The following is a 7973-nucleotide window of genomic DNA, read 5'->3' as shown; positions in this document are numbered from 1 at the left end:
GGGTCGCGGTGACGGGTTCGGTCACTGCCCCGCCCGGCCGGGCACGATGGTCCGGGCGGGCGGCGCGGCCGTCAGCTCGTGACGTCCTTGCGGGTGAAACGCCAGAAGGCCAGCGACCAGAACAGGGTGGCGTAGGCGATCGCGGAGATGCAGCCGCGTACCAGGTCGTCGGTCTGCACCGGCGTCGACAGCAGTCCAAGCCAGGCGTTGGCGTAGTGGGTGGGCAGGAACGCCCGGATCCCGCCGAGCGCCGTGATCTGGTCCAGGATGCTGGACAGGATCCACAGCAGCACCGCCCCGCCGACCGCGCCGAGCGCCGCGTCCGTGACGACCGAGAGCAGGAACGCCAGCCCGGCCACCGCCAGCAGGACGACCGCCAGGTACCCGAGCACGGCCACCAGCCGCAGCAGCCCCTCGGCCGGGTCGAGCTGGGCGGAGACCTCGCTGCGCAGCGGCGCCCAGCCGTACCGGAGGGTGCCGGCGAGCAGGGCGGTGCCGGCGAGCAGCAGCAGGGCCAACCCCGAGTACGCAAGCGCCACCAGCAGCTTCACCGCCAGCAGCCGGGCCCGGGGCACCGGCACGGCCAGCAGGTAGCGCAGGCTGCCCCAGCTCGCCTCGCTGGCCACCGTGTCACCGCAGAACAGCGCCACCACCACGACCAGCAGGAACGACGCGGAGACCAGCAGCGAGAAGAGGGTGAAGTTCAACCCGCCCGAGGTGGCCAGGTCGGCCAGGCTGGAGAATTCGCCACCGCCGTCGTCGTCGCCGGAGTCGAACTGGAACGCGACCAGCACGATCAGCGGCAGCAGCACCATGAACCCGAGCGCGAGCTGGGTACGCCGCCGCGACGCCTGCCGGCGGAACTCCGCCGCGAACGGCAGGGTCGCCGACGGCCGATAGCCCGCCGCCGCACCCACAGTGGAAGACGACTGCGCCATCACCGGTCCCCGCTTCCCCGAGAGTTCTCGCCCACCAGGGCGAGGAACGCGTCCTCCAGGCGGCGGCGTGGCACCACCCGGTCCACGCCGATGCCGGCCCGGACCAGCTCGGCCACCACCTCGCTGCGGGCGGTGCCGTTGGTGTCCACCACCAGCTGCCCCTCGGCGTCGGGCAGCACCCGGACGCCGGCCAGCCGGCCCAGCACGTCGCGCGCCGCTTCCGGGTCGGTCACGTCGAACAGCACGCTCGGCGACTCGCCGACGATCTCCTCCACCGGGCCGGACGCCACGATCCGCCCCTTGTTGACCACCACCGCGTGCGTGCAGGTCTGCTCCACCTCGGCGAGCAGGTGGCTGGAGACCAGCACCGCCCGGCCCTCGGTGGCGTAGCGCTGGAGCACCCGGCGCATCTCGGCGATCTGCGGCGGGTCCAGGCCGTCCGTCGGCTCGTCGAGGACCAGCAGCTCGGGCAGGCCGAGCATGGCCTGGGCGATGGCCAGGCGTTGCCGCATGCCGTGGCTGTACTTGCGGGTCCTGCGGTGCACCGACTCGCCGAGCCCGGCGATCTCCAGCGCCTCGTCGAAGTGCGCGTCCGCCCACGGCCGGCCGGTGGCCCGCCAGTACGCCTTGAGGTTCTCCAGCCCGGACAGGTGGGGCAGGAAGCCGGGCCCCTCGACGAGCGCGCCGATGCGGGACAGCACCGGCGAGCCGGGCACCAGCCGCCGGCCGAAGACGTAGATCTCCCCGGCGGTGGGCTGGGTCAGCCCCATCAGCACCCGCAGTGTGGTGGTCTTGCCCGCGCCGTTGGGCCCGAGTAGGCCGACGACCTGGCCGGGGTGCACCTCGAAGTCGACGTTCGACACGGCGACGAAGCCGTCGGCGTACTCCTTGCGCAGTTGGCGCACAACCAGCGGCGTGCCCGCGTACTCGGGATGCACGGAGCTGTCCTGGCGACGGTGCCGGCGGCGGGCGATCAGGACGACCGCCACGAGCCCGACCGCGATGGCGGCCAGCAGCCCGGCCAGCACCCAGCGCCAGACGGTGGCCGTGGTGGGGATCGGCACGCCGGCCACGGTCGGCAGCACGAGCGGATTGTCGCCGGCCGCCACCGTGTAGACCGCCGGCTCGACCGGCGTCGTGTACGCCTGGTCGGACGTCGCCACCACGACCCGCAGCCGGTGCCCGGCCTCGACCCGGCGGACGATCGCCGGCAGGGTGACGGTGACCGGCTTCGCGGCCTCGATCTGCGCCGGCAGGCCGGTGAGCCGGACCGGGGCGACCAGCCCGTTGGACAGCGTCGCCGCGCCCTGCGGGTCGACGTCGTAGAGCTTCACGAACAGCACCGCCTCGCCGGTGGCCGAGGCCGCCCGCAGCGTGACGGTCGGCGACCCGGCCACGTCCACCGCCTCGGGCAACGGCGCCGACTCGAACCGGGCGTGCTGGCCGGGCACGTCGCCGGCCACCCTGCCGAGCAGCGAGCCGAGCGCGCCGGCGAACGGCACCGAGGAGATGGCCGCCGGGTTGCCGTTCGGCGGGTTGGCGATCGGCTGGGCCGGCCCGGTCACCGCGACCTCGCGACGCGCGTCGCCGCCCAGGCCCGGATAGTCGGTGGTGCGGTAGCCGGTGGCGACCAGGCCACGGTCGAGGGCGTCGAAACCGGCGATCCGGGAGTACGTGAAGTCGTCGCCGGGGGCCGCGCCCTCGCCCTTGACGTAGTGGTCGAGCCACTGCACGGTCAGGTACTTCACCCGGTCGGAGTCGTTGCGCGGCCCGTCGCCGCCGTCGTGGCCGCCGGTGAACCAGGCCACCCGGACCGGGGTGCCGGCCGCGGCGATCCCGCGCGCGTTGGCGTCGGCCTCGGCGAGCGGGAAGAGGGTGTCCGCCTCGCCCTGTACCAGCAGGGTCGGTGCCTTGATCCGGTCGAGCACGCCGGCCGGGCTGGACCGGCGGAGCAGGTCCACCGCCGCCTGATCGCCCCGCCCGGTGGCGGCGATCCGCAGGTACGCGGCGCAGACGTCGGCGGCGAACCGACCGCAGGACGGGTCGGCGGCCCCGGTCGGGGCGGGCCCCGGCCCGGTGCCCGGCCCCGCGCCCGGCGGGCCCGCCGACGCGGGGACATCCTCGGGCTGGGCAGCCGAGCCCCCGGAGAACCCGGCCGGGTCGGAGCCGGCTGCGCCGCCGCCGAAGAACAGCCCGGCCCAGCCCTTCTTGAACACGCCGGAGGTGGCGGGCCCGCCGGTGCTCTCGGGCAGGAACGCGCGGGACAGGTCGTTCCAGGTGATCATCGGGACGATCGCGTCGACCCGCTTGTCCTGGGCGGCCAGCAGCAGGGCCAGGCCGCCGCCGTACGAGCCGCCGACCACGCCGACCCGGGGGTCGCCGGCGGCGTCGGTGCGCACCTCGGGGCGGGCGGCCAGCCAGTCCAGCAGCCGCTCGGCGTCCCGGACCTCGTGCTCGGGGCTGTCCAGGTGGATCTGGCCGCCGCTGCGGCCGAAGCCACGCGCGGTCCAGGTGAGCACCGCATACCCCTGGCCGGTCAGTTCCTCGGCGTCGGACCGGACCGACTCCTTGGTGCCGCCGAAGCCGTGCGCGAGCAGCACCGCCGGCACCCTGCGATCGGCCGAGGCACCGTCGGGCAGGTAGAAGGTCGTGTCCAGGTCGACCGGCTCGTCGCCGGTCGGGCCGGAGCGGACGGTGATCATCGCGGGCTCGGTGCGGAAGCCGGCCTCGCCGGGACGGGCCGCCCACAGCACGGCGGCGGCCAGCAGCACGGTCGCCGCCGCTCCGGCGACGATCCGGCGGCGGCGGGTGGCCAGGGCCCGTCGGACCGGTACGGCCGACAACGGCGATCTCATGCGGCAACGGTACGGGGAGGTTTCTGAGCGTTCGCTGAGATCCTCCGTACGTCCGCTCGGTCTGACCGATCGGCGACAATATCCGGTCGATTGCGCAGCGTCCAGCGCAGCACAGTGAGATGAATTCGGATCATGTGAATTCCGATGTTCAACCTAAACCGCATCTATCAGCCCATGTAGACCGGACTGTCTCCACCGAGGGTGCCCCGGCGATAGACGAGAGGTGACATCGCTCGAAGTGACGCAAAACTGACCGGCTGACGGCTCTGTGTGCCGGTGCAGGTCCGCTAGTTTCCGGTCCGGTGAGCGGGACGCTCGGCAACCCCGGCACCTGCCCATTTCCGCCGTCGCCGGAGGAGAACACATGACCGTCCCCGCGCAGCGGGGCCCTCGACGGCCCTCCCTGTCCGGCCGCGTGCTGCCGCTGCTGCTCGTGGTGGCGCTGCTCGCCCCGATGGCGTTCCTCTTCGTCCAGCAGCACCGCCTCACCAGCGACGACCGCGACCTGTTGGCCCGCGAGCGGCGGGGTGTGGAGTACCTGCGCGCCCTCGGCCCGCTCACGCTCGCCCTGGTCGACGCCCAGTCCGCCGCCATCGCCGGCCGGACCGTGTCCCGGGAGGCGCTGAACCGGACGGTGGCGGACGTCGCTGCCATAGACACCCGCGTCGGCAACGAGCTGCGCACCCACGAGCGGTGGACCGGGCTGCGGGCCAAGCTGGAGGCGCTGCCCGAAAAGGGGCTCACCGACCCGCAGGCGACCTTCGCCGCGTACGGCGAGGCCACCGACCTGCTGCTGGCCCTGCACCGCAAGGTGCGCGAGGGCTCCGGGCTGATCCGGGACCAGCAGGCCGACTCGTTCTACCTCCAGGACGCGATCAGCGACGAACTGCCCGAGTCGGTGGTGGCAACCGGCCGACTCGCCGACCTGGCCACCGTCGCCTCCAGCCTCCCGGTCGCCGAGCGGATCGCCCTGGTGCCCCGGTTGGGTGCCCTGTGGACGAGCGCCATCGGCCCCGCCAACGACCTGATCACCAACCTGCGCGCGGCAGTCGACAGCACGGACAGCACCAACCTCGGCGCGAGCGTGCTCAACCACCTGGACACCTACCAGCGCGCCATCGAACGGCTCGGCGCGCTCGCCGCCCCGGCCTCGGCGTCCAGCGTGACGGACGAGTCGGCAGCGACCCGCGCGCTCGCCAACCTCGCCGCCGCCCGGACCGCCGCGCAGAACGCCACCAGGCAGCTCCAGCCCGTCATCCTCGACGAGTTGGACACGCTGCTGGCCGACCGGCTCGACCGGCTCGACCGGGACCGGCGGCTCACTGGCGGGGCAGCGGGGACGGCGGCCCTGCTGCTCGCCACGCTCGGCGCGGTGCTGGTCGCCTCGGCCCGCCGCGCCCGCCGCGCCGAGCGGGACCGCCGGGCCGACGGCGGCGACGCGGACCCGCCGGCCGACGGCTCCGGCTGGGAACCCCCGGCCGGCTCCCGGCCAGCCGCACCGATCGGCACGCTCGCCCCGGCCGAGCCCCGGATGCTTCAGCCGGCCGGGCAGGGTCGCGTCGCCGGTGCCGAGCGGTGGGGGCCCTTCGATGCTCGGTAGGCTCCGCATCCGGGGCAAACTCGCCCTGCTCGTGGTCATCCCGCTGCTCAGCATGGTCGGGCTCGCCGTGCCGATCGTGCTCGACCGGGTCGCCGCCGCCGAGCGGGCGGAGGGCACCGCCGAGATTGTCCGGGTGGCCAGCCGGGTCGGCAGCCTGGTGCAGGACCTCCAGCAGGAGCGCCTGCTCTCCGTCGGTCTGCTGCTCGGCCAGGTGTCCCGTACCGAGCTGATCCAGAAGTCGGCCGCCGTGGACGACCGCGTCGCCGACATCCGCGCCGAGCTGCGCGGCCAGCTCACCGACCAGGTCACCACCGCCCTCGACGGGGTACGGCGGCTCGCCGACATACGCACCGCCGTGCTCACCGGCCAGGCCACTGCGGCCCAGGTCATAGACGCCTTCGCCCCGCCCTCCCTGGCGCTGATCGACTCGCTGCGGCTGGCCTGGCAGGTGGACACCACCACCCCGGCCGGTCAGCAGGTGCTGGCCCTGGACCTGCTGCTGCGCGCCGACGAGAGCCTGGGCGCGTGCGCCACCCTGATCGTCCTGGTCAAGGCGACCAACGACCCGAAGACCGTCGCCAGCTACGTCGCCTGCATGGCCGCGCTGAGAGTGGACACGATCCGGTTCCGCAGCCTGATCACCCCGGAGCAGTTGGCGCTGGCCCTGCTGAACGACACGGCGGTGGCGGCCCGGACCAGCCCGACGTTCGTCGCCGACAGCGCGAGGAACCCCGTCGCCGCCGTCGCGGCGGTGCCGCTGGACACGCTCTTCCTCTCCGTGCGGTCGATCATCACCATCGGTCAGTTCGTGGAGAAGAAGATCGCCGCGGACGTCACCACGCAGGTGCGCGCGGAACAGCGGCGGGCACTCGCCGCCGCCTGGGTGGTCGGCGGCACGGCGGCCCTGGTGCTGCTCACCGTGGTGCTGCTCAGCATGGTGGTGGCCCGGCTGGTCGCCCGCCCGCTGACCCGACTCACCCGCTCCGCCGACCGGGTCGCCCGGGCCGCCGAGGCCGAGCTGGTGCGGGTCGTCGACGACGAGAGCGAGAACGTACCGCCGGTCCACCTCGACCCGGTCGACACCCTGGGCCGCGACGAGATCGGCGACCTGGCCCGCGCGTTCGATCGCGTCCAGACCACCGCCGCCCGGCTGGTGGAGCGGCAGGTCGCCGGCCGGCGCAACGTGGCACAGATGTTCGGGCACGTCGGGCGGCGTACGCAGAACCTGGTGAGCCGGCAGATCGCGCTCATCGACCGACTGGAGCAGCAGGAGACCGACCCCGGGCGGCTGGAGCACCTGTACCGGCTGGACCACGTGTCCAGCCGGCTGCGCCGCAACGCGGGCAGCCTCGTGGTGCTCTCCGGCTCGACCGGCACCGACGGGCACGTCGCCCCGGTGCCGCTGCCCGACGTGGTCCGCCTCGCGCTCGGCGAGATCGAGGACTACACCCGGGTCGACATGCAGGTCCCCGCCGGGGTGTCGGCGGCGCCGGCCACCGTGGGCGACCTCGTGCTGGCGCTGGCCGAGCTGATGGAGAACGCCACCGTCTTCTCCCCGCCCCACACCCGGGTTGTGGTGACCGCCGCGCCGACCGAGCACGGCATGCGGCTGTCGGTGGTGGACCACGGCATCGGGATGACCGAGGAGCGGCTGGCCGAGGAGAACTCCCGGCTCACCCAGCGGGAACGGCTCGACCTCGCCCCGACCGAGGTGCTCGGCCTCTTCGTGGTGGGCCGGCTCGCCCGCCGGCACGGCTGGACCGTGGACCTCATCCCGACCCCGGGCGGCGGGATCACCGCCCGGGTGGAGGTCCCGTCGGCGCTGCTGGTCCTACCGCCCGCCGACCGGGTCGGGGCCACGGTGGCCCGGGCGACCGTGCCGGATTGGCCGGTCACGTCCGGCCGGGCGCTGGCCGCCGTCGCCGCCTCGCCCCACCCCGCGCCCATCGGCACCGAGCCGGTCGACGGGACCCTGGCGCTCGGCGTGGACCGCGAGCTGCTCAACCGCGCCACCCGGTCGATGAAGTCGGGCGACTCGTGGAACGCCTTCGGGGCGGTCGCGGAGCCGGCAACCACGGCCACCAAGTACCCGCAGGCCGCAACGCCCACCCTGGACGCCCCGCCGACCGTCGGGGGCACTCCGGCCGCGCCCGGCGCCGTCGCTCCCCCGGCGGTGCCCGGCACGGTCCGGCCATTCGGTGCCGCCGGGCCGGTCGGCGGGGCCGGCGTACCCGACGCCACGCCGGTCCTGCCGGCGCGAACCCGGCCCGCCTCCCCGACCGGCCCGCTGCTCGGCAACCAGCCGGCCGACCTGCCCGGGCCTGAGGCCGGGGCAAGCGGGCCGGTGGCCGGGGCGCTGCGGAACACGTCCGGCATCCGCCAGCGGGTGCCCGGCGCGAACCTGCGCCCCACCGCTCCGGTCGTCGGCCCGGTGGACGCCACCACCGCCGACCCGGCCGCCGCCCGCGCGCTGGTCGAGGAGTTCGAAGCCGGGGTACGCCGGGCCGAACTGCACCGCCCGGCCGGCGGCCCGGCCACGGCGCCCCCGGTCCTGTCTCCCCCCGCCGCGGCTCCCCCGGT

At 74.7% G+C, this 7973-nt stretch carries 4 protein-coding genes; 2 read left to right on the top strand and 2 right to left on the bottom strand.

What is annotated here, in order from left to right; genetic code table 11:
* Positions 1-71 precede the first annotated feature (71 nt).
* Positions 72-938, bottom strand: a complete 867-nt coding sequence (locus E1258_RS27290) for an ABC transporter permease subunit (protein ID WP_132406169.1) — start codon at positions 936-938, stop codon at positions 72-74.
* Complete coding sequence (locus tag E1258_RS27285) at positions 938-3793, bottom strand: alpha/beta fold hydrolase (RefSeq protein ID WP_132406167.1); 2856 nt, start codon at positions 3791-3793, stop codon at positions 938-940. Before E1258_RS27285 ends, E1258_RS27290 begins: the two co-directional genes overlap by 1 nt.
* 364 nt (positions 3794-4157) lie before the next feature.
* On the opposite strand from E1258_RS27285, the gene E1258_RS27280 reads away from it, so the two are divergent.
* Together E1258_RS27280 and E1258_RS27275 are read left to right on the top strand one after the other, a co-directional pair.
* Complete coding sequence (locus E1258_RS27280) at positions 4158-5393, top strand: hypothetical protein (RefSeq protein WP_132406165.1); 1236 nt, start codon at positions 4158-4160, stop codon at positions 5391-5393.
* Positions 5383-7973: ATP-binding protein (locus tag E1258_RS27275; RefSeq protein WP_243715723.1), on the top strand; the 2591-nt coding region annotated here is incomplete at its 3' end. The genes E1258_RS27280 and E1258_RS27275, both read left to right, overlap by 11 nt.

The organism is Micromonospora sp. KC207 (genome assembly GCF_004348615.1).
Lineage (GTDB): Bacteria > Actinomycetota > Actinomycetes > Mycobacteriales > Micromonosporaceae > Micromonospora.
This window is presented reverse-complemented; position numbering and strand designations above follow the sequence as displayed.